Raw genomic sequence first — 26,471 nt, 5'->3', positions numbered from 1 at the left:
GAAGGGCCTTGTTACTGACCGCCTGTTGTCCGGCCTTGCGACCCGGATTGCCCCTGGATTCCGCCGAGGCTGGCGCCGAGGAGGGCAGCGGCGCCTGCAAAGCCGGTGTCGCCGCCGACAACGGTGTTGGGGACCAGCTTGCCGACAAGTCCGACGAGTTCGGGCTTGCGTTCCAGGGAATTCAGAAGCTTCTCGAGCGCCTGCAAAAGGGCAACCCTGTCCTGGCCGAGTACGTCGACCTGCGCCCGCTGGCCGCGCGCCAACTCTTCCAGGTACTGACGTTCCGCGCGCCCGAGAGCCGCGCGTTCCTGCTCGCGCTGGTTGGCCACCTGCACGGCGATCTGGGCTTCGACGAGCCGGGGCTGTTCATCGGCGGTGGAGCGGGCCTGTTCGGTTTCGATGCGCTTCTGCTGGGCGTCCGTTTCCCGTTCATAGGCGATGGAAAGCTGGTCGGCCAGCTGGACGCGGAGGCGCGAGACCAGCAACTCAGGCGGAATGGCCGGTTCGCCGAGTCTGATTTCGCGAATGTCGACACCGGCCTTGTTGCCTTCCACCTTGATCTGCTGCTCGATGGTCTGCTCAAGGGCATCGCGGTTTTCGATGAGGTCCAGCACGCGGGTCGGGCGCACGGTGAAACTAGCCGGTTGAACCAGCGTTCCGTCGGGGTTCTTGTCCGGAACCCGGATCGAGGCTCCGGCGACATTCCTGACGATGGACCGGATGGCCGGGGTCAGGATCCGGTTCTCGATTTCCTCAAGCCCGCCGACAGAGCCGACAACCACGGGGGCGTTGTCCGGGTCGACCTGGACCAGGGCCCTGAGTTCCAGAGGGATGTCCCAGCCCTCGACTTTCACATAGACCGCCCGGTCGGCCGCATCATCGGGGATTTTCTCCTGAACGGACCGTTCGTTTTGCTGGATGTTGCCCTGCTGGTCCACGGACAGGTCGATAATACGCTTGGTGTAGCCACCCTTGTATTCCCAGGTCTGGACCCGCGTGTCGACGAGGGTCACCTCATAGGCCTGCCGGTTGAGGTAGTAGGCGCCTGGAAACAGCGGTTCCTTCCAGATGCCGACACAGCCGCGCGGCACCAGCGGGACCGTCAATGCCTCTCGGGAGACGTTGGAGGCGGAGACCTCCTCCTCGACGCAGTTGATGCCGGGCTGGCTGACATTCGATTTGACCACGCCGACGTGCCCGGCGGGGATGATGGTGGCATTGGTGTTTTCGTTCAGGGTCACGTCGAAAAGATAGCGGTTGAGCCGGTATTGACCGGGCTTGAGAACGGTTTCCTGTGGGCCGCGCAAGCCGCCCTTGGTCAGGAAACTGTCCGCATTCAGCATGTCCGCCACCCGGTCGTCCGGAATGGAGGGCGCCATGAACATGCCGGAGGGCATCGCCTGGCCGTCGAGAGTGGTCAGCTGGCCGTAGTAGCCTTCCGGAATGGTTACGATTTCCCATTCTTCGAAATCATAAAGAACGCGGACAAGCGGAATGAAATGGAAACCGGGACCGAGGATCTGCGCCTGCGGGCCTTTTTCGCCATCCAGTGCCAGTATCCGCCCCTGGGGAAGTTCCTTGAAGGCGTAGATGCGCTTCAGATGGCCGACATAATTGGCATCGACAAAAATGAAGGAAGTGGACAGCAGCAGGAAGACGCCGACCACGGTCAGGAAGATTCCCATGATCCTGCTGCCGAAAACCCGCACGATGCGGTGACTGCCGACGGGCGCCCCCGTGCGCCGCAGGATAATGCTGACACCCAAAGCGATTGCCACAATTCCGATGATTACGCCGATCATGGTCTGCCCTCCCGGATAGTCCTGAAAACATCAGAACTTCACGGGCGGAGAGAGTCAAACGAAGGTTCTGCAAAAACGCATGGTGTCCGGTTCCCCGGCCGCCGCCGCGGAAGTGGAAAATGCTCGACGGACCGGAAGAGGAGGATTAGAACTCGCAAAAAGCTCGCGGGAGAGACAATGAAACCGACCAATCCGGTTTTTACCGGCATCGACACCACCGTTTTCGAAACCATGTCGCGTCTGGCGAAAGCGCATTACGCGGTGAACCTGGGGCAGGGGTTTCCGGACGTGGACGGGCCGGAAGATATCCGCAAGGTTGCGGCGGAAGCCTTGATCGATGGGCCGAACCAGTATCCGCCAATGCTCGGTTTGCCGGAGCTTCGCGAGGCGGTCGCTGAAGCAAACTTGCGCTTCTACGGTCTTGATGTCGATCCTCAGACCGAGGTGCTGGTGACATCCGGGGCGACCGAGGCGCTGGCCGACTGCATTCTTTCGCTGATTTCGCCCGGCGACGAAGTGGTGCTGATCGAGCCGCTTTACGACTGCTACCTGCCGCTCGTCAGGCGCGCCGGGGGCATTCCGGTGCGAGTGCGGGTCACACCGCCGCAGTGGGCTCTGGACAGGGAGGCGCTGGCGGATGCCTTTTCGGACAAGACAAAGGCGATCCTCCTCAACAATCCGATGAACCCGACAGCGAAGGTGTTTTCGGAGGATGAGCTGCAGTTCATCGCCGATCTTTGCGTCCGGCATGATGCCTATGCGATCTGCGACGAGGTATACGAGCATCTCGTTTTCGACGGCAAGGTTCACCGGCCGCTGATGACCTTCGAGGGCATGCGCGAGCGCAGCGTCAGGATCGGATCGGCCGGCAAGACATTTTCGCTCACAGGCTGGAAGGTCGGTTATGTCACAGGTCCGGCGCATCTCATGGATCCGATTGCCAAGGCCCACCAGTGGGTGACCTTTACCACGCCTCCGAACCTGCAGAAGGCGGTTGCCTATGGCCTGAAGAAGGGGAACGACTACTACGATGGCCTGGTGCAGGACCTGACGGCAAAACGCGACAGGATGGCAAGGGGGCTGGAAGGTCTCGGCTTTTCGGTTCTGCCCTGCGCGGCGACCTATTTCCTGACTTGCGGAATTGACGGGCTCGGTCTTGGCGAGACCGATGTCGAAGCTTGCGAGACCCTGGTCAAGGAGGCCGGGGTCGCCGCCGTTCCCGTTTCGGCGTTTTACGGTGCGGACGCGCCGACCGGCTACATCCGCTTCTGCTTCTGCAAACAGGACGCTGTCATCGACGAGGCGCGGGCGCGTCTGTCCGCTTTTTTGACTGCCGAGCGGGCCGAATCCGCATAGCCTGACAGGACACTCAACGGAAATGAGAAACGACATGGACAACCCGGTTCTGGTGGACGTCACCCGTGGCGCCGTGACCGAGAGCCGCCATCGCGGCAGCGTGGCGATTGCCGACACGTCCGGAAAACTCGTCTGCAGCATCGGCAATGTCGACATGCGAGTCTTTCCGAGATCTGCCATCAAGGCGCTACAGGCCCTGCCGCTGGTGGAATCGGGTGCCGCCGACGCGCTCGACCTCACCGACGCGGAACTGTCCCTTGCCTGTGCGTCTCACAACGGCGAGGAAATCCACGCCAATGCTGCCCGGGTGATGCTGCTGAAAGCGGGGCTGAGTGAAGACGACCTGGAATGCGGTCCGCAGTGGCCCAATCGCATGGAGGATGCGGCCAAACTGATTCTGGCGGACGAGACGCCTTGCGGTCTCCACAACAACTGTTCGGGCAAGCATGCCGGGTTCCTGGGTCTTGCCAAGGTGATGGGCGTCGATACCCGTGGTTATGTCGAGGCCGGCCATCCGGTGCAGCGCGAAGTTCGCCTGGTGATGGAGCAATTGACCGGCGACACGCTGTCGGAGGATGTCTGCGGTACCGACGGCTGTTCCATTCCGACCTATGCGTCACCGCTGCAAAGCTTCGCGACGGCCTTCGCCCGCTTCGGAACCGGCGACGGGCTGGAGCCGCTGCGGGCGGAATCTGCCGAGAGGATCTTTGACGCCTGCATCAACGAACCCTACATGGTCGCCGGCGCCGGCCGGTTCTGCACCAGGGTGATGGAAGGCTTCCGGGGAAGGGTGTTTGTCAAGACGGGCGCGGAAGGGGTCTTCTGCGCTTCCATTCCGGAGCTCGGCTTCGGTGTCGCCCTCAAATGCGACGACGGTGCGACCCGTGCCTCCGAGGTGATGATGGCAACGGTGCTGGAAGCAATGCTGGAGCTCAACGACGACGAAGCCAGGCTGCTGGACAGCCTTGTCAACCCGCCGATCCTGACCCGGCGTGGCGTCGAGGCCGGGCAGGTGAAGCCGCAGAGCGACTTTGTATCGCTCCTGAAAGAGCAACTAGGGTAAGAGCTCTTGAAAAGGTCAAAGTTTCTTTTTCATAAGGATCTTGTTGCCGTTTCTTGAAGTTTCATGCCAGCCGAGATGAGTGTAAAGGCCAACGTTTTCCGGCATGCGGATGTGAGTCGCCAGGTGGATTTCCCTGGCGCCGTTGTTCCTGGCATGGGTTTCGGCAGTCCCGATAAGCGCCTTGCCCAAGCCTAGGCCCTTGAAGGCAGGATCGACGGCGACGTTTGAAAGATGAGCCGAGCCGCTGGCGAGGCCCAGAATGGCGCAGCCGGCAATCCCGGCTCCGGTCTCGGCGACAAACACAACGTTCGAGGCAATGTCCTCTTCCACGCCTGCCGAGACGTCGGGCAGGTCGTCGATCTTCGATTTTACCGGTGCATAGGCGCGGTCGATACAGGATTTCACGGCAGCGGCATCTTGCATTTCCGCACGGCGGATGGCTGGTTGGTCGCTTGTCGTTTTCATTGGAGTTCCACCATGGCGCACCACAAAGGTCTGTCTTTCCGTTTCACACACGCGATCACGAGAACGCCCGCCGATAGCGTTGCCGGTGGCATCCGGGCGGTGGATACCGGAGATCCGAGCGGTGCAAAGTTCCGGGAAGAACATGAGCTTTACGTGAAGGCTCTTCAAGAGGCAGGTCTCACCGTCGAGGTTCTGCCGGCGCTGGAAGCCTTTCCGGACAGCTGCTTTGTCGAGGATCCCGCCTTCTGCCTGCCGGAAGGGGCGATCCAGCTTCGGCCAGGCACCGACAGCCGCGAAGGCGAGGGCAGGGAAATTCGCCCGGCGCTGGACAAGGTCTTCGGCAAGGTTGTCGAACTTCCCGGCAATGGGCATGTAGACGGCGGCGATGTCCTGATGCTGGACGATGTCATTCTGATCGGCCTGTCCGCGCGTACCGACAGGGATGGCGCCGAAGCCTTCGCTCAGGTTCTCGGGGACTGGGGCTACAACGCGGAAATCTGCGAAACGCCGGAAGGCGTGCTGCATTTCAAGACCGCCTGTTCCACGCTCGGCGACGGCGTGATCCTGGCGACGAAAGTAATGGCCGACAGTGGCTTCTTCGGCGAGCGGCCCCTGGTGGTGGTGCCGGAAGGCGAAGATTATGCGGCCAATGTCATCCGGGTGAACGATGTCGTTCTGGTGCCGGAAGGCTATCCGAAGACGCTGGCAGCCATCGAGGCCGCGGGCTTCAAGACCGTCGTGGTGCCGACCCATGAGGCGCGGAAGGTCGACGGCGGGCTGTCTTGCCTGTCCCTGCGGTTCGCTCCCGCGGCGTAACAAAGACAGGGAAGGGGGCAATCAGGCCATGACCTGATTGCCCTGAACCGTCAGATTGGCGAAGTCGGAGGCGTTGTTGAGTTCTCCGGTGGCTTTTTCCAGCCATCGGAAGCCGTTGATCGCGCCGGATTTCGCGCCTTGCACGATATTGTTGGTGATGATGGCCGGTCCTGCGCCATCCACCACGGTCACCGCGATGCCGGTGCCGCATTCCCTGAGCACGTTCTGGGAGGCCGCAATGTTGCGCATGTAAGGACCCCAGCCGAGCAGCAGGCCGAACTTCGGTGCGCCCTCGATCACATTGCCGGTGAGTGCCGTGTCGGCTTCGGCGGCAATGCCGATGCCGAATCCGGCGACTTCCGGAGGGTAAGGGCCGTCTTCGGAAATGTTGCGGATCAGGTTGCCGGAACAGACTGCCATGCGGCCGCCGTTCATGAAATTGGCGATCGAGATGCCGGTGGTGGCGCCGTCCACGATGTTGTTGGAAATCACCGCCCCCTGAAAACCGAATTCGGAATAGATGGCCGTTTCGCCCGACCGCATGCAGGAATTGCCCAGGATCTGCACGTTCGAACCGCTGTTGGAGCGGATTGCGGAAAAGGCGCAATCGGCAACGCGGTTGTTCGACACAATGACGCCATGTGCCCGGAAGACGTTGATGCCGTTGCCGAACTGTCCCGTGCCGCCGTAGCGGGCGCCAATGCGCTCCACCCGGTTGCCGGAGACGATGGTCCCGTCCTCGCCCTCGCGCCAGCGGTGCACCCAGATGCCGCCATTGGCGCAATCGGTGACAGTATTGCCGGTAATCGCCAGCCCGTCCGCTTCGTTCGAGCGCATCCCGGCTTCTGCCGACCCCGATATCAGGCAGTTTTCCACGCGGCCGGAACAGCGGTCCAGCACGAGGCCGGTCTTTGCCGAGCCGGCAATCTGGCAGTTGTCGAGGGAAAGGTTCCTGACACCGATGAAATGCAGCAATCCTTCGGTGAAATCGCCGATGGACCTGTTGGCGCCGTCGAAAGTGATGCCGGTCAGACCGACGTTGCTGACGCCCTCCGCGCGGATCAATTGGCCGCCACCGCCCTGATAGACCAGTCGGGTACGACCCGGAACTCCGACTATCAGGGTTCCCGACGGCAGGCGCAGATTGGCAACTGGATAGGTCCCGGCGGGCAGGAACAGCGCCCGGCCGCGCTCGACCGCCCGGTTCACCGCATTCTGGAATTGGGTGGTCTGATCGTTCGCGGCGTTCGGAACAAGGCCGAGATCGGCGGAATCGATGGATCCCCTCAGGTCGGCCACCTTCATCTGCGCGGAGGCAACTGTCCCGGAAAGGCACAGGGCTGTCCCGGCAAGAAACGCACGTCGGTTCAGATTTGCGAGATTTAATGTCATGAGCCGTGCCAATTGCTTGAATGCGTCCCGGATCGGGATGCGTCTCCAGTGTCTGGCCTGGAAGGAGCAAGTGGCGTGCCGACATGCCTGCGGAGGGGTTTTGCAACAAAAAACCGGCCGGGGCAGAGGTCCCGGCCGGTCTGGTGGAACGGGACAGGCTTCCCGTTCCTATCGGTCTTCAGGGGCGTAAGACCGATTAGAGTTCGTTCGGATCGACGTTTTCCAGTTTCACCCAGTTTTCGTCAGCCGTTGCGATGAAGCCGTTAACATCCTTGCTCCAGCGTTCCTGAACGGACGGAGCCAGGTTCAGGTAGAGCTTGTTGTCGACGATTTTCCAAAGGTCCGGATCGCCATCAACCTTCACGCCCATGGCGGCGCCGAAGGCGCAGAAACCGCCGTACTGGGGCAGGTACTTGTCCGGGTTCTGCTTGAAGAGGTCGCGGTTTTCTTCGGAAGCGAAGCGGTAGGTGGCACCGTTGTGAACCGCGGTGATGGAAATGTCGCCGTCTTGCGGTGCTCCCTTGGTGAAGTAGGAGACCGGATCGACGCCGCGAAGAGCGAGGCCGGTGATGGTGGCGTTGACGTCGAAGCCCGCACCAAAGGCGTTGGAAACAAGGCCGGTGACAACAACAAGAGCGGCAACGGAACCGCGGATCAGATTTTTCAGCATATGGAAACACTCCCAGTAAGTCGGAATAGCGCTATGAACTTCTTGCCGGCGGGGTGGTGATTGCTCTTGCCTGTTTTTTTCGGTACCATTCGGTTCCAAACAAATCAGACGAGTGCTCTCTCCCGCCGGTGCACAGAAGATATGGTTAGGAACCAATCGGTACAAAACACAAGCGCGTGAGGGAAACGTGATGCGGCTGTGATGTGACGCAGTCCCCGGAGCAGAAATGGCAAGACCGCGCGAATTCGACACTGAAGAAGCCATGGACAAGGCCATGGGCCTTTTCTGGGATGTTGGTTACGAAGAGGCATCGCTGGCAGAATTGCTGGCGGCGATGGAGATTACCAAGGGCTCGTTCTACAAGGCCTTTCACGACAAGCACTCGGTCTATCTGGCCGCGCTCGACCGCTACAACGAAAAGGTCATCTCGGCGACGGTTGCGTATCTGGGCGACAGGACCCAGGGCAACGGCCCCGATCGCATCCTCGGTCTCTTCAACCGGGTCGCGGACGCTGTGCGGCAGGACGGCGACAGGCTGGGCTGCTTCCTGTGCAATGCGCTGGTCGACAAGGCGGCGGAAGGCGGGGAAGCGGAGGCAAAGCTCCAGGTCATGGTGCTGCGGCTGGAGACCGCCTTTTTCAAGGCGCTTCGGGAAGACCCGCATTTGAAGGAGGCGGCGGCCCGCGAAACGGCACGGGGCGTCCTCTCGGCCTATTTCGGCCTGAGAGTCCTGGGCCGGGCGGGGCTGGCTTCACAGATGGCGGACGACTGCATCCGGCAGGTCGCGTGGCTTCTGGAGAAGGTCAAAACGAGCTGACGGCGTAGTCCGCAATCGGATCGGGCAGTCCTTTGGCTTCAGCGCAGCCGTCGCGCTGCCTCCTTGAGCAGCCTGACGGCAGCTTCCTCGATGACGGGGTATCCCGGCCGCGTGTCTTTCCGCCCTTTGGGAAGGGCTGGTACATGAATGAAGATGCTTGGAATGCCCGAGCCGATGGAATCCCACAGCGTCGCGTTGCACAGATACGTCCCGGCATCGTGGGAGAGCCTTGCCGGAGCGCCGCCGGTCCGGGCCGCCGCGCGCAAGGGCTCCGCGGGCAGGGTGGCGGATCGGGTCCGCTCGTTCGATTTCGCAAGTTCGGGCCGATCCGGGGAAAGCCCGGCGGCATCCGGGCGCACGCGAACGGCCCGGTTGACCGCTCTTGTCTCCACATTGATCGTGCGGCGCGTGCCGTCGACGCCAAAATGCACGATGGCGTCGGGCCTGAGGGCGTCGCGCAGTTTCGCGGTCACCTCCTGGCGTCCCGCCCAGGTAGTCGGCAGGACCTCAAAGACGAAACGGACACCGGATTGATGATGCCCAAGCCGTTGCGGCAGGCGGCGCATCAGGCGTTCGGTCGGGTTGACCGGCGCGCCGGGGAAGGGGGAAAAACCGGTGACCAGAATGGTTTTGGGCCGTTCAGCCGTCATTCCTTCAACCCCATCAGGTCTGCCAGTTCGTCGACGGCCAGCGACACGGCCGTCCGGCCGTCCCTGACTTCCGCTTCGAGGGCCTGCAGGCGCTCGGCTGTCCTGGAACTCGATTTCAAGGTCATCATCATCCGCTGTTGCAGCATGTCCCACATCCAGGCAACCTGCTGACGGCTGCGCTTTTCCTTCCATTCGCCGCTTGCCTGCATGCGCTCGCGGTAGATCCCGATCTGCTCCCAGAGATGATCGAGACCTTCATTGGCAAGTCCCGAGATGGTGATTACCGGTGGCGTCCACGTTGGGGACCTGGGGGCGAGGATATGCAAGGCGGCACGGTAGTCGGAGGCGGCGGATCTCGCGCGCATCGCGCCTTCGCCTTCCGCCTTGTTGACCGCAATCATGTCGGCGATTTCCAGAACGCCCTTCTTGATCCCCTGAAGTTCGTCCCCGGCGCCCGGCAGCATCAGGACAAGGAAGAAGTCGACCATGTCGGCAACCGTTGTCTCCGACTGACCGATGCCGACGGTTTCAACGAGGATGACGTCAAAGCCGGCAGCTTCGCACAAAAGCATGGTTTCCCGGGTCTTCGCAGCAACGCCGCCGAGCGTTCCGGCGGAGGGCGAGGGGCGGATGAAGGCGTTCGGATCGACGGCCAGTTGTGCCATGCGTGTCTTGTCGCCGAGGATCGATCCGCCGGTGCGGGTGGAGGAGGGATCGACCGCCAGAACCGCCACCTTGTGGCCGGCAGCCGTCAGGTTGGACCCCAGCATGTCGATGGTGGTCGACTTGCCGACACCCGGCACACCGGTGATGCCGACACGCAAGGCCTTTCCGGTCAAGGGCAGGACGGACTGGATCAGCCTGTGCGCCTGATGCCTGTGATCCGCCTTTCTGGATTCAACCAGCGTGATCGCGCGCGCAAGCGCCGCGCGTTTGCCTGCCTTCAGGTCCTCGGCAAGTTTGTCCGGATCGATTGGTCGTGCCCTGGTCATCATGCTTCAAGGCTTTACCTGAGGATTCGGCAAAGGTCACTGCCGCAAAAGGGTGAAGGCCTTTCGAGAAGCCTTCAGCCCTTCGGCGTCCAGAGGATGCGCTGGAGTTGGGCGTCGAAGAGGTCGTTTTCCGCCGGCAGGCGGTCGAACGGGCCCTGGTAGCCCGGAATGGAATAGACAAGCTGCACGTTCGGATGACCGTCTGACTTGCAGATCGCCATGCCACGCCACAGGTTCTTGCCCACGCGGCAATCGGCGCGGGAGGTGCCGATGTCAGACAGGCTCATGCCGACGCGTTCGCCGTTCGGGCCCTGCACATGATAGGTCACGCCGTGGACGGTGCGGATCTTGCCCTTTCCGCCCTTGAAGACCTGCAGGACCTGAAAGCCGCTGCTGTCGAAGACCGCGAGAGCCCATTCGGTGCTGTTTTCACCGGCCGACTGGATGCCTTCGGTGGTGAAGCCGGGAAGGGCGGCTTCGATCGCCTTTTCGCTATAGGGGGTGCTGGAGTTTATGCCGCCGATGCTGTCCTCGGTGATCTGGAGGAAGGTCGGCTCCGCAGCCAGCGACATGCGCGCCGACGTTCCGTCGAGGTCGGCCGTGGGCGAACAGGCGGCGGCGCCAAGCGCAAGAAGACAGGCAAATCCGAAGGCAGAAAGACGCATGTAAAATCTCAGAAAAGTCCCCGCCGCGCAGGAAACGCGGCTGCGCAGTGGGGTGTAGCAAGGAACGGGAAGTTTGCATAGGGACGGCGGAACACTGTGAACAGGTCGTTTGGCATTCCGTAACGGCGTCAAGAGCTTATGTGTGGAGCCGTCAGGTCTCGTCCCTGCCGATCCATTTCGGCGCCGAGGGCGGGACATAGGCCTCGAACTGCGCGATCAGATCGTCGGGCGTTGATGCGATCTGGGCCATGTCGCGCATGACCTTCTTGGTGAACCCTTGCCCTGTCTGATGATCCAGAAAGGCAATCAGCTGGTCGTAATAACCTTCGATGTTGAGGAAGCCGCAGGGCTTGCTGTGATAGCCGAGCTGGCCCCAGGTCCAGACTTCGAAGATTTCCTCAAGCGTGCCGACGCCGCCAGGAAGGGCGATGAAGGCGTCTGAAAGGTCCGCCATCAGCGCCTTGCGTTCATGCATGGAGCCGACCAGATGCAGTTCGGTAAGGCCTTCGTGGGCGAGTTCCTTTTCCTCAAGGGACTTCGGCAGGACGCCGATGACTTCGCCGCCGGCTGCCAGTGCCGCATCCGCAACCATGCCCATCAGGCCAACCTTGGCACCGCCATAGACAAGCCGGAGACCTTTTCCGGCAATGGCCTCGCCGGTTGCAGTCGCAGCCTCGCCATAAGCCTCAAGCGTTCCGTAGCTGGAGCCGCAAAAGACGCAGATGGATTTCATTCCCATGTCTCCCGAACACTGGGCCGGGCGGAAAGGTCCGCCTGGCCGGTTGTGAGTTTCTCTCAGCCTTTTGCAAGCTCGTCCAGGACACGTGCCCAGGAGCGGATGCCCTTGTGGAAGCTGGTCAGGTTGTACTTCTCGTTCGGAGAATGGATCTGGTCGTCCTCGAGGCCGAAACCGATCAGGAGGGAATCCATACCCAGCATGCGCTTGAAATCGCCGACGATCGGAATGGAACCGCCCATTCCGATGAGGGCGGCTTCCTTGCCCCATTCGTCCTTCAGCGCCTTCTTGCCCTTTTCCAGCGCCGGCATGGCGAAGTCGAGCCTCAGGGCCGGGCTGCCTTCCTTTGCGATGAAATCCACCGTGCAGTCGGCCGGAATTTTCGAACGCACATAGGCGCGGAAGGCCTCCTGGATCTTGTCCGGGTCCTGATCGCCGACAAGACGGAAGGTGAACTTGGCATGGGCCTCGGCCGGGATCACGGTCTTGGAGCCGGCACCCTGGTAGCCGCCCCACATGCCGTTCACTTCCACCGTCGGCCGGGTCCACAGGTGCTCCAGCGGCATGCGGTCCTTTTCGCCGCGCGGGTGTTTCAGGCCGACCTCGCCGAGGAATTCCTCGACGGAAAAGCCGAGCTCGTCCCACATGTTCGTGACGTCTTCCGGCATGTCGATGACGCCGTCATAGAAGCCGGGCAGGGTGACCTTGCCGTTTTCGTCGTGCAGGCCGGCGATGATGTCCGCGACGATGTGGTTCGGGTTCTGGGCCGAACCGCCGTAGGACCCGGAATGCAGGTCGCGGCTGGCCGCCTTGACGATGATTTCATCGCCGACCATGCCGCGCAGCATGATGGAGATGGCCGGGGTTTCCGCGTCCCACATGCCGGTGTCGCAGACCAGGGCCAGGTCGCAGCTGAGCTCGTCCTTGTTGGCTTCCAGGAACGGGTGCAGCGATGGCGAACCGGACTCTTCTTCCCCTTCGAAAAGGATGGTGACATCAAGCGGCAGGTCGCCGGTTTCTTCCAGATAGGCGCGGGCCGCTTCGACGAAAGTCATCAACTGGCCCTTGTCGTCGGCCGAGCCGCGCGCAACGATGATCTTGCTGCCGTCCGGCTTCGTTTCGATGACCGGATCGAACGGATCGCGCTTCCACAGGTTCAGCGGATCGACGGGTTGGACGTCATAATGGCCATAGAACAGGACATGCGGTCCCGGCTTGCCGGATTTCTTGTGGCCGACAACCATGGGATGCCCTGAGGTGTCGCGGACGGAGGCTTCGATGCCGATGTCGTTCAGCTCCCGCGCCAGCCATTCGGCGGCTTCCCGGCAGGGGGCCTTGAAGGCGGGGTCGGTGGAAATGCTCTTGATCTTGAGAAGGTCGAACAGGCGGTCGAGGCTGGAGTCGAGATTGGCATCGACGCGCGCCAAGACCTTGTCTATGGAACTCATGACGGATCCTTGAATTTCATAAAGATTGGCTCAGGCCTGATGGACTCAGGTCTTTTCAGAAGGCCTAACAGGCCACATCCGGGCCAAGAGCGCAAATCGTTTTGGTCAACCGGCCGAACCGCCGTTCTTTGCCGTAAGCCCATTCCCCGCCGTAACAATGATCTCGACACGTGTCGGTCCGATCAGCTTTTCCAGCCTGTCGGACAGAAGGTCTCGGAAACCGTCAATGTCCTCCGCCCGGATTGCTTCCACCGGATCCAGATAAACCGCCGCATAGTGCATGCGACCCGCCTGCAGAACGGCGGCCCGGTGAAAAAGGTAACCTCTTTCCCGGGCAAGATCGCGGGCTGCGCGAGAGACCTTGCTGAATGTGCCGCTGGGCGCGCTGACGCCTGCGAGATCGGCCAGCGTCGTGCGAAAGGCGGCGAGCGGTTGCCAGATGATGGCGAGAATCAGGAGCAGCACGATCACCGCATCGCCGATCGGCACATATGGGCCGAGCGGCGTGTCTTGCAGAAACGGCAGGGACAAAAGGGCGGCACCGGAACCCAGGCTCAAGGCTCCGTCGATGAGTGCCGCGCGGGCCTCGGTTTTCAGGACAGCGCTGCGCTTGCCTGTCTTGCGGAAGGCACGGCGGTAGTTGACGGCAAGGGCCAGGCAGATCGCGACGATCACCACCGCGTAGACGGCAATCGGACCGAATATGAGTTCGGGAACGGTGCCGCCGGTGAAGAAGGTCCAGATCTTGGCGCCCGACACATAAGCCGCAAACACCAGAATGCCGATCAGGATGAGGCTGCGGAAGGTGACATAGAGAACTTCGTCGAAGTCGTGTCCCCAGGGGCGGCTTCTTGTCGGCGGCAGGCCGACACGGGATCCGATCCGGGCCGCTGCGATGGCGGAAACAAAATTGACGGCGGAGTAGAGGCCGTCCACCAGCATGGCGTCGGACCGCGACAGCCAGGCCGCAAGCAGTCCTGCAAAGGCCATAAACAGATTGGCCCACTTTCCGATAGTCAGAGCCCTGCGCTCGAGGACCAGATGCTGTTCGCGTTTTTCACCCATGGGCCGTCAGTTACCGCGTTTGAGGGATCCCAGGAGTCCGCGTACCAGTGCACGTCCGAGCGAGGACCCGAGACTGCGGGCCGCCGACTTGAGACCGGCTTCCAGGACCGTGTCCCGCTGGCTGCGGCGGTTGGAGCGGCGCTTCATGCTTTCCGAGCGGGGCCGGTCGTCCCGGCCGAAATCCGGCAGCTGGAACCCGGAGCGCGTGCGGCGCGGTTCACCGTGCTTGCGGGAATAGGTTTCTTCCTTGTCGCGCCGCTTCTGTTCCTGGCGCTGGGTTTCCTCCGCGCGGCCCATCAGCACTTCATAGGCGGACGTCCGGTCTTTCGAGCGGTCATAGACGCCGAACACCGGGCTCGACTGGATGAGCGCGCGCCGTTCGGCCTGGGTAACCGGGCCCAGCCTCGAGGAGGGCGGGCGGATCAGGGTTCGCTGGACGATCGAGGGAATACCCTTGCCTTCCAGGGTCGAGACAAGAGCCTCCCCGACGCCGAGTTCAGTGATCACACGTTCGGTGTTGAGGTCCGGGTTGGGCCGGAAAGTTTCGGCCGCCGCCCGGACGGCCTTCTGGTCGCGCGGAGTGAAGGCGCGCAAGGCGTGCTGAATGCGATTGCCGAGCTGCGACAGGACGGTTTCGGGAACATCAAGCGGGTTCTGCGTGACGAAATAGACACCGACGCCCTTGGATCGGATCAGGCGCACCACCTGTTCGACCTTCTCGATCAGCGCCTTGGGGGCATCGGAGAAGAGCAGGTGAGCTTCATCGAAGAAGAAGACCAGCCTCGGCTTGTCCGGGTCGCCGACTTCCGGAAGTTCCTCGAAAAGTTCCGACAGCATCCACAGCAGAAACACCGCATAGAGCCGTGGCGCCGTCATGAGCTTTTCTGCGGAAAGAATGTTGACGACGCCGCGGCCGTCCGGCGCGGTGCGGATGAAGTCGCGGATATCGAGGGCCGGTTCGCCGAAGAAATGCTCGCCGCCCTGACGCTCGAGGACCAGAAGCCGGCGCTGGATTGCCCCGATGGAGGATTTGGAAACGTTGCCGTAGATGGTGGAGAGTTCGGAAGCGCGCTCGGCCACATGCGTCAGCATGGCTCTGAGGTCCTTCAGATCGAGCAGAAGCAGGCCTTCGTCGTCCGCCAGCTCGAACAACACATTGAGCACGCCTTCCTGGGTGTCGTTCAGCTCCAGAAGCCGGGCAAGCAGAAGGGGGCCGATTTCGGACACCGTAGTGCGGATGGGGTGTCCCTGTTCGCCCAGGAGATCCCAGAAAACGGCAGGGGTTGCCTCGTAGGTATAGGTTTTGGCCAGTCCGACGTCTTTGGCGCGTTTTTCCAGAAAGACCTTTTCTTCGCCAGCGGCGGCAAGTCCGGACAGATCGCCCTTGATGTCCGCGCAGAACACCGGAACGCCGGCCTTTGAAAAGCCTTCGGCGAGAATTTGAAGGGAAACGGTCTTGCCCGTGCCGGTTGCACCTGCGATCAGGCCGTGCCTGTTGGCGAGTTTCAGTGCCAGATTTTCGTCCCTGGTGCTGGCGCCGATAAAGATACTGTCTTTCCCCGTCACGGTTTCCCCCGAATTGCACCGAATCCTTGTGGCATACCCTAACCCAGCCTTTTCAAAATTGCGCGCCTGCGATGCGCTGCCCCATCGACGGCGCTGCAGTCAGGCTTTAATAGAAGCCGCCAGAGGGCCCGGCAGCGCGGGTCTACGTTTTGATATTAGGAGAACAGAATGGACGAACTCGTCAGCCGCATCATGTCGGCAGCCGGTATCGAAGAAGGCGTTGCGAAGAATGCCGTCGGAATCATTCTCGGCTTTCTCGACAAGGAGGGCCCGAAAGACAAGATGCAGTTGGTCTTCGACGCCTTGCCGGGGTCGGCCGAATTGGTGGCCGCGCGCGCGGCGCAAGGCGGCGGCGGACTTCTGGGCGGTATGGCCGGCCTGATGGGCGGCGGCATGGGAGCGGCCATGGCCGCCTTGAACGAATTGACGAAGGCCGGTCTCGACATGGGCGGTGTGCAGACCGTCGTCAAGGAACTCGTTGCCTGTGCCAAGGAAAAGGCCGGCGACGAGGTTGTCGACGACGTGATCTCGCAGATCCCGGGACTGTCTCAGTTCGTTTGAGCGAATTGACGGCTTGGCTTGCGGAAAGCAGGCAGGGGTCGGTTGCCGGATTGTCCCGCAAAAAAAGGCGCGCCAGTGGCGCGCCCTATTTTTCCTCCCCAGAACTGCAGGTCGGCCAAGCGGCCGGCTTCAAACGCTGATCTGGCCGTAACGAAGCGCTTCAACGACCGTGTGGGTCTTGTTCGAAGCGTTCAGCTTCACGCTGGCATTTTGCAGATGCGCATGGACGGTCCGCTGGGAAATATCGAGCACGTTCGCGATTTCGCCGGCGGTCTTGCCGAAAGCGGTCAGTTCGAGAACCTTGCGCTCGCGGGTCGACAGGGCACCCGGGCGCTGGCCGGAAATGACGCCAAGTTCGCGCAGGCGCGAGAAGGCGGCGGCCGACAGGGCCTCGAGGTTCGACAGATCGTACTTGTTCACCTGCAGGGACGGACCACTTGCAAAGACAAATGCCTGGAACGGATAGAGTTCTGTCACCGGAACCACGACGATCTGGCTGCCTTCGCCGGCAGAGGCCAGAAGATCGGAATGTTCCATGTCGCCTGCGCTGATCGTCCAGACGCGAGCCCGGTTGGACCCCAGGCCGAGCATCAGGGCGCTGTCGTTTGCGGACAGGGACGTGCTCTCAATTCCGTCGTTACGCTGATCGGGCCACCGGAACCGCTGAACGAGATTATCGATCGGACGATTGGGCATCGGCAGGCCGGTAATGAGGATATGCGTCGCCCCCATGCGCCGGAGATTTGATTCCAAAATATCGAGAACGTGGTGGGCTGCGGTTGCTTCCGAGATTGCTCTCAGTTTGCTCTTCAATTCCGTTTGATCAAGCATCGTGCACATCCTTTGCGGCTTAAGGCGCCGCTATTTTGCGAAGCGCCGGGAGCACCGGCAGCATCCGCTGATGGGTTAATAACGTGTCCCGACTTTACCGTTGAAGGCAGACCGGACCCGAATGCCGCGCAATTATTATGAGGGTAATATTTCCCATGCGTCAGCAACTTTACGCTACAATACAATTGTTGATCGTACCAATAGGGAAAAGTGGCAAATTTGGCAAAATCCGCCAAAAATTTGACAGAGTCTCGTCGTGATCCACATATTGTCAGTTATACGGGATTTTTCCGGGTTCGCGCCCGGCAGGTCATCGGCCGGTTGAGGCGGCAGACCCTGATCGACGGCAAATAGTTATTTCTTTAATTTGGCTTAATTAAGTTATCCGGCAAAAGATCACCCGTTGGCCGCGATTTGAAGTCGTGGTCCAGAGCGACCCCACTGGCAAGAATTGACAATAGCAGCTTTCAGGCGAGACCGTGGCCGTAAGCTTACCCTTTCTGCTGAGTTGTCAAGCCTCTGCGTCAGGGACTAAAACCTTAACAAGGCGAAGATCAGCCTGCCTTCCTGCGTGGCCGCAAGAAGGCAGAGGGAGACTTAAGAGAATGCCGCTCAGCTTTACCGGACCCGACAGTTTCTATTCCGCCGGCGAGGAGACGTGGTGGGCGTCCGTCGACAAAGCGCTCAAGGGCACGTCCAGGCAGAGGCTATACGGTAACACCGAGGACGGCCTGGAAATCGCACCGCTTTATGAACGGCGGACAGATGTTCCTGCCAGGGCCTTGCGAAGTGCCGTGGGAGACTGGGGTGTCGTGCAGCGCGTGGATATTCCCGATCCGGAAGCCGCAAACAGACAGATCCTCAGGGATCTGGAAAACGGCGCTGGCGGGCTGGAGCTCGTCTTCCCGGGAGCCTTGGCGTGCCATGGGGGAGGCATTGCGGCAGGAGATCTCGCCGCTTTCGAAACGCTTTTGAAGAACGTCCAGCTGGATCTCATCAGCCTGCGGATCGATGCCGGGCCGGTCAATGCGGAAGTTCTGGCCCTTGTTATGGCCGTCGCCCGCAAGAACGGGATCGATCCGGCCGTGCTCGACGTAACCTGCGCGAGTGATCCTTACGGCTGGCTGGCGGCGCGCGGCGCATCCGCGGGTGAGCCGGAAACCGCTGTCAACCGGATCAGGGAGCTTGCCGATTCCCTTTCCGATCTTGGCAATCCCGCCCGGGTCGTGGCGGCGGATGGGGAGGTCTGGCACAACGCAGGGGCAACGCCGGCGCAGGAGCTTGCCCTCGTTCTGGCTTCCGCGACGGCTTACCTGCGCCTGCTTGAAGGCACGAAGCTGGCGCCGGATGACTGGGCGGGCAGGATATCGATGAAACTTGTCGCAGATGCCGACCAGTTCGGAACCATCGCCAAGGCGCGGGCGATCCGCGCCCTCTGGTCTTCGGTGCTGGACGGGGCAGGGCTTGCACAGGCACCGGCCAGCCTGCACGTGACGACTTCGAACCGGATGCTCACGCGCCGGGATCCCTGGGTCAACTTGCTCAGAAACACGGTCGCCGTCTTTGCGGCCGGGGTCGGTGGCGCCGACAGCATCTGCGTGCTGCCGCACACCCTGGCTGTCGGCTTGCCGGACGGCTTTGCACGCAGGCTGGCGCGCAACACCCAGTCCATCCTTCTGGAGGAAAGCAATCTGGCAAAGGTCTTGGATCCGGCCGCAGGTTCGGGTGCCATCGAGGACCGGACCGAAAAGCTTTGTGGAGCCGCCTGGGCGTTTTTCCAGGAAATCGAGGCTGCCGGCGGTCTTCCCAGGGCCCTGGAACAGGGGCTGGTTCAGGACCGGATCGAAGCGGCCAGGAGCGATCTGGCGCAAAACGTTGCCAGCAGGAAACGGCCGATCACGGGCGTCAGCGAATTTCCGAACCTCACCGAGACCGAGGTCGATGTCCTTCCCGGTGACTGGAGTGAAAACGCAGGACTGTCAGCGCAGCTGACGGACCTTCCGAGCGCGGGCACGGGAGAATGGTTCCCGGCGCTGCTGCAGGCCGCGCTTGACGGCAAGCCCCTGCTGCGAACCGTCGATGTGGAAAGCAATGCTCCGGGCATCGCCGCCTTGAAGCTTCTTTCCAGCGGGCGGATCGCCGAACCATTCGAAGAATTGCGGTCCAGAGCGGAAACGCTGGAAGCCGGTGCGCCGAAGGTGTTCCTGGCGAGCCTTGGCACGCTGGCGCAGTTCACGGCGCGCGCGACCTGGACGGCAAACGCCTTTGCCGCCGGCGGCCTTCAGGCGGTTGGGCCTGCCGTCTACGGCTCGCTTGAAGAACTCGTTTCCGCCTTCACGGAAAGCGGGGCGATGCTTGCCTGCATCGTATCCTCCGACGAGGTCTATGAGAGCCAGGCCGAGGATGCCGCCCGCGCCCTGAAAGAGGCCGGTGCGCGTGCCCTTTATCTGGCCGGAAAGCCGGGCGAGCGGGAAACGATCTTGAGAGATGCCGGTGTCGACACGTTCCTCTTTGCGGGCTGCGATCTGCTTGGCCTCTTGAGCGAAGCCCATGGCCGGCTACAGGGCGCTGGCGGCGCTGAAAAATCGGAGCAGGAGATCCGGAAATGAGCAGGATCCCGAATTATTCAGACAAACCGTTCCGTAATCTCCTCGAAGCGGCGAAACCCGGAACGGCAGAGAGCTGGCAGACGCCTGAAGATATCGAGGTGCCGCCCGTCTATGGTGCCGCCGACCTCGCCGGGTTGAAGCATATCGACACATGGCCGGGCCTGCCGCCGTTCCTGCGCGGTCCCTATCCGACCATGTATGTCCAGCAGCCCTGGACGGTGCGCCAGTATGCGGGGTTCTCGACGGCGGAAGATTCCAACGCCTTCTACCGGCGCAATCTGGCGGCCGGACAAAAGGGGCTTTCAGTTGCCTTCGACCTGGCGACGCACCGGGGCTATGACAGCGATCATCCGCGCGTTTCCGGCGATGTCGGCATGGCAGGCGTTGCCATCGACAGCATCTATGACATGCGCACGCTCTTCTCCGGCATTCCGCTGGACAAGATGAGCGTGTCCATGACCATGAACGGCGCTGTCTTGCCGGTTCTGGCGCTTTACATCGTGGCGGCGGAAGAACAGGGCGTTGCCCAGAAGGACCTGTCGGGCACCATTCAGAACGATATTCTGAAGGAGTTCATGGTCCGCAACACCTATATCTATCCGCCCAACCATTCCATGCGGATCATCTCGGACATCTTCAAATACACGTCCCAGAACATGCCGCGTTTCAACTCGATTTCCATTTCCGGCTATCACATGCAGGAAGCGGGCGCCACGGCCGATCTGGAACTGGCCTATACGATTGCCGACGGCATCGAATATGCCCGCGCAGGTGTTGCCGCCGGCATGGATATCGACCAGTTCGCGCCGCGTCTGTCCTTCTTCTGGGCCATTGGCATGAACTTCTTCATGGAAGTCGCCAAACTCCGGGCTGCGCGCCTGATCTGGGCGACGCTGATGGAAGAGAATTTCCAGCCGAAGAACGCGAAGTCCCTTTCGCTGAGGACCCATTCCCAGACCTCCGGCTGGTCGCTGACCGCGCAGGATGTCTTCAATAACGTCATCCGGACCTGTGTGGAGGCCATGGCGGCGACGCAGGGCCATACCCAGTCGCTGCATACCAATGCGCTCGACGAAGCATTGGCGCTGCCGACGGATTTCTCCGCCCGCATTGCCCGCAACACCCAGTTGTTCCTGCAGCAGGAAAGCGGTACCACCAAGGTGATCGACCCCTGGGGCGGCTCCTACTACGTGGAGAAGCTGACGGCGGACCTCGCCGAAAAGGCGATGGCCCATATCCGCGAGGTGGAAGAACTCGGCGGCATGGCGAAAGCCATCGAGAAAGGAATTCCGAAACTTCGGATCGAGGAAGCGGCCGCCAAGACGCAGGCGCGGATCGACGGCGGCGCCCAGACCGTGGTCGGCGTCAACAAGTACAAGCCGGAAGCCGAACAGGCGATCGACGTTCTGAAGGTCGACAATGCCCAGGTGCGCGCGGCCCAGATCGACAAGCTGCAGCGGCTCAGGGCCGAACGCAATGAGGCCGAGACCCAGGCGGCACTGGACGCGCTGACCAAATGCTCCGAAACTGGAGACGGCAATCTGCTGGATCTCTCCGTCAAGGCGGCGCGGGCCAAGGCGACGGTCGGCGAGATCTCGCTTGCCATGGAAAAGGTCTTCGGTCGCCACAAGGCCGAGATCAAGTCGATATCCGGGGTCTACAAACGGGAGGCGGGAGCCATGTCCGGGGCCATCGAGAAGGTCCAGAAACTGGTCGAGACCTTTGAGGACAATGACGGCCGGCGGCCACGCATTCTCATCGCCAAGATGGGCCAGGACGGCCATGACCGCGGCCAGAAGGTGATTGCCTCTGCCTTTGCCGACCTCGGCTTCGACGTCGATATCGGGCCACTGTTCCAGACACCGGAAGAAGCCGCCCGCCAGGCGGTGGAAAACGACGTCCACGTGGTGGGAGTCTCATCGCTGGCGGCCGGTCACCTGACGCTGGTTCCGGCACTGAAGAAGGCGCTGGCCGAAGAGGGCCGGGAAGACATCATGATCGTGGTTGGCGGGGTGGTGCCGCCGCAGGATTACGATGCGCTTTACAAGTCCGGTGCCGCGGCGATCTTCCCGCCCGGAACCGTCATCGCGGAAGCGGCCATCGGCCTGATCGGCAAGCTGAACGAGCAGCTTGGCTACGGCTCGGCGGAGGCGGCCGAATAGGACGGAAGGCGCTGCTTCTTCCAGGAGATAGGGCATGAGCCAGAAACTGACCGGCGGGTGTCTCTGTGAAGCGGTGCGCTATGTCTGCGAAGCGCCGCCGAAGCTGACGGTTCACTGCTATTGCGGGGACTGCCGGAAGCTCGGGGGAACCGGCCATGCGACGCACACGGTCTTTGATGAAACGGCTTTCTCACTGTCCGGAGAAGTGACGGATTACGTCAAGATCGCCGACAGCGGGCGGTCGATCAACCGGCGCTTCTGCCCCGTCTGCGGCAGTGCGATCTTCCACACGCGGGACGGTATGGAGGGCCTGGTCGTCGTCAGAACGTCCTCGCTGGACGAGCCGGAAAAGGTTACGCCAGAAAAGGCGATCTACGTCTCGCGGGCGGTTTCCTGGGATCCGGTCGACAGGGACCTGGCCTGCTTCGACGAGATGGTACCGTCGTCCCGGTGACTGCGGTGTCCTGCGGCACGAAGGACGGGTGAATGAACTGGGACCTTCGCAAATGGGCCGGTCTCGTGAAGCGGGACATCCACGCGCTTTACCTTGCCGCTCGCGATCCGCGCGTGCCCTGGTTCGTCAAGGGGCTGGCACTGGTCGTGGCGGCCTATGCCGTCTCGCCGGTAGATCTCATTCCGGACTTCATTCCCGTGATCGGCTACCTGGACGATCTGGTGCTGCTGCCGCTCGGCATATACGCGGTGGTGAAACTGGTCCCGCCCGAGGTCATGGCAGATTGCCGGAGGCGGGCGGAAAAGGCGGCCGACAAGCCGGTTAGCCGGGGCGCCGCTTTTGCGGTTGTTGTCCTTTGGGGCGCGCTTGCGACGGCCGGTCTTTACTGGCTCGCCGGCATGGTCCGGGATTAGCCGTTCGTGTCCTTTTCCGGTTCATAGACGAGAATGTCTCCGGGCTGGCAGTCCAGAACCTCGCAGATTTTCTCAAGGGTCTCGAAGCGCACGCCTTTCACCTTGCCGGACTTCAGCAGGGAGACGTTCTGCTCCGTGATGCCGATGCGTTCCGCCAGTTCCTTGGACCGCATCTTGCGGCGGGCCAGCATGACGTCCAGTTCGATGATGATGGGCATGATGGGGTCCCCGGTTCGCCGCAGCTAGATTATTTGTCTGTTTTCTTCCGCGAGCACGGCGGCTTCACGCAGGATCCAGCCGAACAGCAGCATGAATGCCCCGAGAATCATGAAGATAACTTCCGTTCCGTCGAGCGCAATGTCCAGCACCCACTGCTCCTGGGGATAGTCCAGCGACGCAAGCAGGGTGGTGAGCGGATCGCTTGCGATTTCGAAGACCGCTACGGAAATGAACCAGACACCCAGCGCAATCACGGCCTGCAGGGTTCTTTGCACGAAGAACTCGGACTTTTGAAACTGGCAGAAGAGTCTGCGCAAACTCAGGATCAGTCCCAGTTGCAGGGACGCCGAAACAACAAACCAAACCGTGAAAGCGGCCCGCTGATTGAATTGCAGATCGGCGATGACCCTGTCCGTGCTGCCGACGGTAATCGTTTCCTCGCCACCGAACGGGACGTAGCCCGGAACCAGGAAGGAAACGGCGATATTGACGGCAAGAACGAGAAAGACCGCAACAAACAGGTTCATGACCCATTTCATGACCGTGGCGCAATAATAGATATAGCGCAGCCTTTTGGGGCGGGAATCGGCTCCATGTTCAGTCATTTCCAGGTGTCCTATTCCCGCTGTTAGATGAATTGCCGGTTTTCATCCGCTATCAGTGCTGCTTCGCGCAAGATCCAGCCGAACAACAGCATCAACGAACCCAGGATCAGGAACGAAAACTCGCCCCCGTCGATCGAGATGTCCAGAGCCCGCTTCCCGGGAGGATAGTCGTAGGTAAGAACCAGTGATCCAATCGGATCGCTGAAGAGGTCGTAGACCCCGAAGGCGATGAGCCAGACGCCGAAGGCGATGACGTTTGCCAAGGTCTTCGGTGCGAAGAACTCCATGTCCTGAAAGCGTTTGAAAACCTGGCGCATGTTCCAGCCCGCCACCAGAAGGATGCCGATGGCAATCGCCGTCAGGACAGACAGGCCGACGCGTTGCATTTGCGGGATTTCGGCAAGCAGGCGCTCGGTCTCGCCAAAGTCAATCGTTTCGTCGGCGCCGATCAGCATTTCGGCCGGGAGGGTAATGCCGACGGTGATGACCACGCCCAGCACAAGACTTATCAGCAGAATGAACGTTACGGCCCATTTCATGAACGCTGAAACTCTGCGGATCCGAGTCAGCTGCTTGCCCCTGTCCGCCGCTTCTGAAGCCGTCATGTGAAATTCTCCAGTCCTGACCTCAAACGAACCGCCGTTCGGGAAGCCGCCGGCCAGCCTCTCGCGCTTCCGGTAACCGATGGCTTTCCAGCGGGCCAACGACGCGTCCGCGTATAGCGCCCGTTCAATCCTGATGAAAACGGACTTCCAGCTGACTACTCCGGAGAGCGTCCAGATTCAAGGGAAAACAAAGTGGTTGACAAAAAAATTATTGTAGCCATTTTGTAAATTATCGTTTAGCGATAATAAATAAATGTCGCTGAGCGTGGAAATAGCCGAAACTCAAGTGAGACCTGTGATGGTAAGTTCTTTTGCCAATTATGATTTTTCCACCATGCAACGCTCCGGGACCGGAAGGCGCGGTAAGCACCCGAACCTTCTGCGGTGCATCCTGCGCAGCCATTGGCTGCTGGAGCCGCTGGTATTGCTCGCCGTTCTCGGAGTGCTGGTGGTCGGTGCGAGTGCCGCGGACCTGGACACTTACGGCGAGCCGGTCTATGCGTCCGACCCCCAATCACTCTGGGCCGGGCCGTATCTGGGGCTGGAATCCGGGATTTCCCAGACTGTCACGGACGTAAAGTCGGGTGGCAGGTCGAAGGATTTTTCAAGGGTGGATGCCGCCTTTGGGGTCTTTGGCGGTTACAACTGGGAAGTCTCCCGCTTCGTCCTCGGTGTCGAGGGAAGCGCGACCTATCTCGGCAATCTGGAGAAGGGCAGGCACCCGACACTCGGAGCCGTAGAGACCGGGTCGAAATGGAGCGTGGGGGCCAAGGCCAGGGTCGGTCTGCCGATCAACACCTTCATGCCGTACCTGAGCGCCGGGATCGTGGCGGCGGATCACACCCTGAAGGCGAATGGCAAGGAGAACTATTCCGTCTCGATCAACCCTGTCGTAGGGGCGGGTCTGGAAGTGGCGGTGACCGATGCCTGGCACGTGCGCGCCGACTATTCACTCCAGGGCATTGTCAACGACAAGGCCAAATACGGTGGTACGAACGCGGAGCGAACGGCCGGAAACCATCGTCTGATGATCGGCCTTTCCCGATCGTTCTGAGCCCATTGCTTCCTGAATGTCACCGGGCCCGTCTGCCCGGGACTGAAAACGGCCGCGCCAGTCCCACTTGGCGCGGCCGTTTTGTCTGCCGGGTTCCCTAGCCGTAAACCAGGTTCGGCAACCAGGTGATCAGTTCCGGGAACAGCATGCACAGCAGCAGCCCGAGGATCTGGAGTGCCAGGAAAGGCAGCGCCGACTTGAAGATATCCGTCATCGGGATATCGGCCGGAGCCACGCCGCGCAGGTAGAACAGCGCATAGCCGAAGGGCGGCGACAGGAAGCTCATCTGCATGTTGACCAGGTAAAGCACTCCGAACCAGAGCACCAGGTCGTCCGGGCTTTCAAGTCCAAAGGCCTGAGCTCCGAGGGCCTTGATGATCGGCACGAAGATCGGCACGCACAAAAGCAGGATGCCCACCCAGTCCAGGAACATGCCGAGGATGATGAGGACGATCTGCATGATGATCAGAATGCCCCAGGGGCCAAGTCCCGTCGCTTCCAGCGCCCCTTGCACGAACTGCTGCCCGCCTTCCAGGACATAGAGACCAACGAAGATCGTTGCGCCGAACATGATCCAGATAACCATGGCGGAGGCTTTCAAAGTGGTCAGAGAAGCCTCCCTCAAGGTCTGCCAGTCGAGGTTCCGGTGAATGGCGGCAACCACAATGGCGCCGAACGTGCCGATACCTGCCGCCTCGACCGGTGTCGCGACGCCGGTGAAGATCACACCGAGCACGATCGCGATAAGTGCGATCGGGGCTGACATGTTCGACATCAGGCGGATCTTTTCTCCGAAGGGAATACGTTCTTCCTCCGGGATGGGCGGGCCCTTCTTGGGGTCGATGGTGCAGCTCACGATCACGTAGACGACATAAAGTCCCGAGAGCAGCAGGCCCGGGATCACCGCGCCGATAAAGAGCTCGCCGACGGATTGTTCGGCCACCACCGCGTAGATGATCGCCAGGATGGAGGGCGGGATCAGGATGCCGAGCGTGCCGCCGGCCATGATGGAGCCCATGGCAATCTTGGGGTCGTAGCCCCGTTTCAGCATGGCAGGCAGGGCGATGATGCCCATGGTGACAACCGCCGCCCCGATCACGCCGACCATGGCCGCGAGGACCGTGGAGGCGATGATCGTTGCCGCCGCAAGGCCGCCCTTGACGCCGCCGAGCACCTTATAGATGACGTCGAACATCTCGTTGATGATGCCCGCCCGTTCCAGCATCGACGCCATGAAGATGAAGAGCGGGATCGCCGAGAGCTGGTAGTTGGTCATCAGCGGAAAGATTCGCGACGGCACGATGTTGAGAGCCCGCTCGTCGCCAAGGACGAACAGGAACACGCATGCAAGACCGCCCGTGACAAAGGCGAGCGGCAGGCCTGCCATGAGCAGGACCAGCAGCGAGCCGAACATGATGAGTGTGAGCCACTCGATTCCGATTTCAAGTCCCATGA

26 protein-coding genes are annotated in these 26,471 nt (G+C 61.3%); 10 read left to right on the top strand and 16 right to left on the bottom strand.

The genetic code is table 11. The features are described from left to right. Positions 1-11: 11 nt before the first annotated feature. Complete coding sequence (locus ACQY7U_RS23275) at positions 12-1,802, bottom strand: SPFH domain-containing protein (RefSeq protein ID WP_428650035.1); 1,791 nt, start codon at positions 1,800-1,802, stop codon at positions 12-14. Between the two features lie 177 nt (positions 1,803-1,979). On the opposite strand from ACQY7U_RS23275, the gene ACQY7U_RS23270 reads away from it, so the two are divergent. Beyond that, positions 1,980-3,158, top strand: coding sequence for an aminotransferase (locus ACQY7U_RS23270; RefSeq protein WP_428650033.1), 1,179 nt, complete (start codon positions 1,980-1,982; stop codon positions 3,156-3,158). A 34-nt stretch (positions 3,159-3,192) separates the two neighbouring features. Further along, the gene (locus ACQY7U_RS23265; RefSeq protein ID WP_428650231.1) at positions 3,193-4,221 is read left to right on the top strand and encodes an asparaginase; all 1,029 of its coding nucleotides are present in this window, start codon (positions 3,193-3,195) and stop codon (positions 4,219-4,221) included. A 15-nt stretch (positions 4,222-4,236) separates the two neighbouring features. On the opposite strand, the gene ACQY7U_RS23260 is transcribed toward ACQY7U_RS23265, so the two are convergent. Beyond that, positions 4,237-4,686 (bottom strand): GNAT family N-acetyltransferase, encoded by a 450-nt coding sequence (locus ACQY7U_RS23260; RefSeq protein WP_428650030.1) that lies wholly within the window; start codon positions 4,684-4,686, stop codon positions 4,237-4,239. A gap of 12 nt (positions 4,687-4,698) precedes the next feature. Here ACQY7U_RS23260 and ACQY7U_RS23255 point away from each other — a divergent pair, with 12 nt between their 5' ends. Then, the gene (locus ACQY7U_RS23255) at positions 4,699-5,502 is read left to right on the top strand and encodes a dimethylarginine dimethylaminohydrolase family protein (RefSeq protein WP_428650027.1); all 804 of its coding nucleotides are present in this window, start codon (positions 4,699-4,701) and stop codon (positions 5,500-5,502) included. A 21-nt stretch (positions 5,503-5,523) separates the two neighbouring features. Here ACQY7U_RS23255 and ACQY7U_RS23250 read toward each other — a convergent pair whose 3' ends face one another. Both ACQY7U_RS23250 and ACQY7U_RS23245 read right to left on the bottom strand, forming a co-directional pair. Further along, entirely contained in the window at positions 5,524-6,894 is a 1,371-nt protein-coding gene (locus ACQY7U_RS23250; RefSeq protein ID WP_428650025.1) for a TIGR03808 family TAT-translocated repetitive protein, read from the bottom strand. A 196-nt stretch (positions 6,895-7,090) separates the two neighbouring features. Further along, positions 7,091-7,564, bottom strand: a complete 474-nt coding sequence (locus ACQY7U_RS23245) for a YHS domain-containing (seleno)protein (RefSeq protein WP_428650022.1) — start codon at positions 7,562-7,564, stop codon at positions 7,091-7,093. Positions 7,565-7,790: 226 nt separating this feature from the next. Here ACQY7U_RS23245 and ACQY7U_RS23240 point away from each other — a divergent pair, with 226 nt between their 5' ends. Continuing rightward, complete coding sequence (locus ACQY7U_RS23240) at positions 7,791-8,381, top strand: TetR/AcrR family transcriptional regulator (RefSeq protein ID WP_428650019.1); 591 nt, start codon at positions 7,791-7,793, stop codon at positions 8,379-8,381. A gap of 38 nt (positions 8,382-8,419) precedes the next feature. Here the strand turns inward: ACQY7U_RS23240 and ACQY7U_RS23235 are convergent, their stop codons facing one another. The 7 genes from ACQY7U_RS23235 to ACQY7U_RS23205 all read right to left on the bottom strand — a co-directional run bounded on the left by ACQY7U_RS23235 (position 8,420) and on the right by ACQY7U_RS23205 (position 15,503). Continuing rightward, positions 8,420-9,031 (bottom strand): peptidase C15, encoded by a 612-nt coding sequence (locus tag ACQY7U_RS23235; protein WP_428650016.1) that lies wholly within the window; start codon positions 9,029-9,031, stop codon positions 8,420-8,422. Further along, on the bottom strand, positions 9,028-10,026 hold the full coding sequence (gene meaB, locus ACQY7U_RS23230; RefSeq protein ID WP_428650014.1) for a methylmalonyl Co-A mutase-associated GTPase MeaB: 999 nt from the start codon (positions 10,024-10,026) through the stop codon (positions 9,028-9,030). The genes ACQY7U_RS23235 and meaB overlap by 4 nt, the downstream gene beginning before the upstream one ends. 71 nt (positions 10,027-10,097) lie before the next feature. Continuing rightward, positions 10,098-10,688 (bottom strand): DUF1131 family protein, encoded by a 591-nt coding sequence (locus tag ACQY7U_RS23225; RefSeq protein WP_428650012.1) that lies wholly within the window; start codon positions 10,686-10,688, stop codon positions 10,098-10,100. 151 nt (positions 10,689-10,839) lie between these two features. Then, a complete protein-coding gene (locus ACQY7U_RS23220; RefSeq protein WP_428650009.1) occupies positions 10,840-11,421 on the bottom strand; it encodes a TIGR00730 family Rossman fold protein in 582 nt (193 codons plus the stop codon). A 62-nt stretch (positions 11,422-11,483) separates the two neighbouring features. Next, complete coding sequence (locus ACQY7U_RS23215) at positions 11,484-12,872, bottom strand: dipeptidase (RefSeq protein WP_428650007.1); 1,389 nt, start codon at positions 12,870-12,872, stop codon at positions 11,484-11,486. Positions 12,873-12,977: 105 nt separating this feature from the next. Next, a complete protein-coding gene (locus tag ACQY7U_RS23210; RefSeq protein ID WP_428650004.1) occupies positions 12,978-13,937 on the bottom strand; it encodes a cation transporter in 960 nt (319 codons plus the stop codon). A gap of 6 nt (positions 13,938-13,943) precedes the next feature. Continuing rightward, complete coding sequence (locus ACQY7U_RS23205) at positions 13,944-15,503, bottom strand: helicase HerA-like domain-containing protein (protein WP_428650002.1); 1,560 nt, start codon at positions 15,501-15,503, stop codon at positions 13,944-13,946. Between the two features lie 168 nt (positions 15,504-15,671). On the opposite strand from ACQY7U_RS23205, the gene ACQY7U_RS23200 reads away from it, so the two are divergent. After that, positions 15,672-16,064 (top strand): DUF2267 domain-containing protein, encoded by a 393-nt coding sequence (locus ACQY7U_RS23200; protein WP_428650000.1) that lies wholly within the window; start codon positions 15,672-15,674, stop codon positions 16,062-16,064. 129 nt (positions 16,065-16,193) lie between these two features. Here ACQY7U_RS23200 and ACQY7U_RS23195 read toward each other — a convergent pair whose 3' ends face one another. After that, a complete protein-coding gene (locus ACQY7U_RS23195) occupies positions 16,194-16,895 on the bottom strand; it encodes a LuxR C-terminal-related transcriptional regulator (protein WP_428649998.1) in 702 nt (233 codons plus the stop codon). A 605-nt stretch (positions 16,896-17,500) separates the two neighbouring features. On the opposite strand from ACQY7U_RS23195, the gene ACQY7U_RS23190 reads away from it, so the two are divergent. Genes ACQY7U_RS23190 through ACQY7U_RS23175 form a run of 4 tightly spaced genes read left to right on the top strand, consistent with a single transcriptional unit; the run spans position 17,501 to position 22,533 of the window. Beyond that, complete coding sequence (locus ACQY7U_RS23190; protein WP_428649996.1) at positions 17,501-19,504, top strand: methylmalonyl-CoA mutase family protein; 2,004 nt, start codon at positions 17,501-17,503, stop codon at positions 19,502-19,504. Continuing rightward, a complete protein-coding gene (scpA, locus tag ACQY7U_RS23185; RefSeq protein WP_428649994.1) occupies positions 19,501-21,666 on the top strand; it encodes a methylmalonyl-CoA mutase in 2,166 nt (721 codons plus the stop codon). Before ACQY7U_RS23190 ends, scpA begins: the two co-directional genes overlap by 4 nt. Before the next feature lie 34 nt (positions 21,667-21,700). Beyond that, a complete protein-coding gene (locus tag ACQY7U_RS23180) occupies positions 21,701-22,120 on the top strand; it encodes a GFA family protein (protein ID WP_428649992.1) in 420 nt (139 codons plus the stop codon). A 32-nt stretch (positions 22,121-22,152) separates the two neighbouring features. Next, positions 22,153-22,533, top strand: coding sequence for a YkvA family protein (locus tag ACQY7U_RS23175; RefSeq protein ID WP_428649990.1), 381 nt, complete (start codon positions 22,153-22,155; stop codon positions 22,531-22,533). Here the strand turns inward: ACQY7U_RS23175 and ACQY7U_RS23170 are convergent. The 3 genes from ACQY7U_RS23170 to ACQY7U_RS23160 are packed head-to-tail and all read right to left on the bottom strand — an operon-like array spanning position 22,530 to position 24,061. Then, positions 22,530-22,751, bottom strand: coding sequence for a helix-turn-helix domain-containing protein (locus ACQY7U_RS23170; protein WP_428649988.1), 222 nt, complete (start codon positions 22,749-22,751; stop codon positions 22,530-22,532). The genes ACQY7U_RS23175 and ACQY7U_RS23170 overlap by 4 nt on opposite strands. 24 nt (positions 22,752-22,775) lie before the next feature. Next, positions 22,776-23,357 (bottom strand): hypothetical protein, encoded by a 582-nt coding sequence (locus ACQY7U_RS23165; RefSeq protein ID WP_428649986.1) that lies wholly within the window; start codon positions 23,355-23,357, stop codon positions 22,776-22,778. Positions 23,358-23,380: 23 nt separating this feature from the next. Continuing rightward, positions 23,381-24,061 carry a DUF2975 domain-containing protein gene (locus ACQY7U_RS23160; RefSeq protein ID WP_428649985.1) on the bottom strand — a complete coding sequence of 227 codons (681 nt, stop codon included), beginning with the start codon at positions 24,059-24,061 and terminating at the stop codon, positions 23,381-23,383. A gap of 199 nt (positions 24,062-24,260) precedes the next feature. On the opposite strand from ACQY7U_RS23160, the gene ACQY7U_RS23155 reads away from it, so the two are divergent. Next, positions 24,261-25,016, top strand: a complete 756-nt coding sequence (locus tag ACQY7U_RS23155; protein ID WP_428649983.1) for an outer membrane protein — start codon at positions 24,261-24,263, stop codon at positions 25,014-25,016. A gap of 97 nt (positions 25,017-25,113) precedes the next feature. Here ACQY7U_RS23155 and ACQY7U_RS23150 read toward each other — a convergent pair whose 3' ends face one another. After that, complete coding sequence (locus tag ACQY7U_RS23150) at positions 25,114-26,469, bottom strand: TRAP transporter large permease (protein WP_428649980.1); 1,356 nt, start codon at positions 26,467-26,469, stop codon at positions 25,114-25,116. Positions 26,470-26,471 lie beyond the last annotated feature (2 nt).

It is taken from the genome of Roseibium sp., from assembly GCF_050301095.1.
GTDB lineage: Bacteria > Pseudomonadota > Alphaproteobacteria > Rhizobiales > Stappiaceae > Roseibium.
Note: the sequence above shows the minus strand (reverse complement) of the source record. Positions and strands in the feature narration are given on the sequence as shown.

Excerpts from the sequence above, each read along its gene's own strand:
- ACQY7U_RS23265 (WP_428650231.1), top strand. The coding sequence starts at position 3,193 with ATGGACAACCCGGTTCTGGTGGACGTCACCCGTGGCGCCGTGACCGAG.
- ACQY7U_RS23210 (WP_428650004.1), bottom strand. The coding sequence starts at position 13,937 with ATGGGTGAAAAACGCGAACAGCATCTGGTCCTCGAGCGCAGGGCTCTG.
- ACQY7U_RS23175 (WP_428649990.1), top strand. The coding sequence starts at position 22,153 with ATGAACTGGGACCTTCGCAAATGGGCCGGTCTCGTGAAGCGGGACATC.
- ACQY7U_RS23150 (WP_428649980.1), bottom strand. The coding sequence starts at position 26,469 with ATGGGACTTGAAATCGGAATCGAGTGGCTCACACTCATCATGTTCGGC.
- ACQY7U_RS23275 (WP_428650035.1), bottom strand. The coding sequence starts at position 1,802 with ATGATCGGCGTAATCATCGGAATTGTGGCAATCGCTTTGGGTGTCAGC.
- ACQY7U_RS23180 (WP_428649992.1), top strand. The coding sequence starts at position 21,701 with ATGAGCCAGAAACTGACCGGCGGGTGTCTCTGTGAAGCGGTGCGCTAT.
- ACQY7U_RS23155 (WP_428649983.1), top strand. The coding sequence starts at position 24,261 with ATGGTAAGTTCTTTTGCCAATTATGATTTTTCCACCATGCAACGCTCC.
- ACQY7U_RS23170 (WP_428649988.1), bottom strand. The coding sequence starts at position 22,751 with ATGCCCATCATCATCGAACTGGACGTCATGCTGGCCCGCCGCAAGATG.
- ACQY7U_RS23255 (WP_428650027.1), top strand. The coding sequence starts at position 4,699 with ATGGCGCACCACAAAGGTCTGTCTTTCCGTTTCACACACGCGATCACG.
- ACQY7U_RS23165 (WP_428649986.1), bottom strand. The coding sequence starts at position 23,357 with ATGACTGAACATGGAGCCGATTCCCGCCCCAAAAGGCTGCGCTATATC.
- ACQY7U_RS23220 (WP_428650009.1), bottom strand. The coding sequence starts at position 11,421 with ATGAAATCCATCTGCGTCTTTTGCGGCTCCAGCTACGGAACGCTTGAG.
- scpA (WP_428649994.1), top strand. The coding sequence starts at position 19,501 with ATGAGCAGGATCCCGAATTATTCAGACAAACCGTTCCGTAATCTCCTC.
- ACQY7U_RS23245 (WP_428650022.1), bottom strand. The coding sequence starts at position 7,564 with ATGCTGAAAAATCTGATCCGCGGTTCCGTTGCCGCTCTTGTTGTTGTC.
- ACQY7U_RS23240 (WP_428650019.1), top strand. The coding sequence starts at position 7,791 with ATGGCAAGACCGCGCGAATTCGACACTGAAGAAGCCATGGACAAGGCC.
- ACQY7U_RS23250 (WP_428650025.1), bottom strand. The coding sequence starts at position 6,894 with ATGACATTAAATCTCGCAAATCTGAACCGACGTGCGTTTCTTGCCGGG.
- ACQY7U_RS23215 (WP_428650007.1), bottom strand. The coding sequence starts at position 12,872 with ATGAGTTCCATAGACAAGGTCTTGGCGCGCGTCGATGCCAATCTCGAC.
- ACQY7U_RS23260 (WP_428650030.1), bottom strand. The coding sequence starts at position 4,686 with ATGAAAACGACAAGCGACCAACCAGCCATCCGCCGTGCGGAAATGCAA.
- ACQY7U_RS23190 (WP_428649996.1), top strand. The coding sequence starts at position 17,501 with ATGCCGCTCAGCTTTACCGGACCCGACAGTTTCTATTCCGCCGGCGAG.
- ACQY7U_RS23235 (WP_428650016.1), bottom strand. The coding sequence starts at position 9,031 with ATGACGGCTGAACGGCCCAAAACCATTCTGGTCACCGGTTTTTCCCCC.
- ACQY7U_RS23200 (WP_428650000.1), top strand. The coding sequence starts at position 15,672 with ATGGACGAACTCGTCAGCCGCATCATGTCGGCAGCCGGTATCGAAGAA.
- ACQY7U_RS23195 (WP_428649998.1), bottom strand. The coding sequence starts at position 16,895 with ATGCTTGATCAAACGGAATTGAAGAGCAAACTGAGAGCAATCTCGGAA.
- ACQY7U_RS23225 (WP_428650012.1), bottom strand. The coding sequence starts at position 10,688 with ATGCGTCTTTCTGCCTTCGGATTTGCCTGTCTTCTTGCGCTTGGCGCC.
- ACQY7U_RS23270 (WP_428650033.1), top strand. The coding sequence starts at position 1,980 with ATGAAACCGACCAATCCGGTTTTTACCGGCATCGACACCACCGTTTTC.
- meaB (WP_428650014.1), bottom strand. The coding sequence starts at position 10,026 with ATGATGACCAGGGCACGACCAATCGATCCGGACAAACTTGCCGAGGAC.